Below are 246 nucleotides of genomic sequence, written 5' to 3' on the forward strand. Positions count from 1 at the left end.
GACGGCTCTGTAGACATCAGCAAAGCCATCAACATTAATGAACAATTTCAGGTTTCCATGCAGTTTTGGTCTTACCTTGTAAAGAGCGGGCTGTTACATAATCCAGAGGATTTCATTATGCCATTGCCCCATATGAGCTTAGTGCAGGGTGAAGAAAATGTAACGTTTTTAAAAAAGCGTTTTAAAGCGCTGTCAAATAACCCGCTGTTCCAGGGGATGGAATTTTCGGAGGATCCTAAAAAACTG

General features: G+C 41.5%; 1 protein-coding gene. It reads left to right on the forward strand.

The genetic code is table 11. The annotated features are described in order from the left end of the window. Positions 1-246, forward strand: a 246-nt coding sequence (locus RG959_RS24730) for a malate:quinone oxidoreductase (RefSeq protein WP_342799358.1), incomplete at both ends; no start/stop codon positions are given.

The sequence above is a fragment of the Domibacillus sp. 8LH genome, from assembly GCF_038806185.1.
GTDB classification, from domain to species: domain Bacteria; phylum Bacillota; class Bacilli; order Bacillales; family Domibacillaceae; genus Domibacillus; species Domibacillus indicus_A.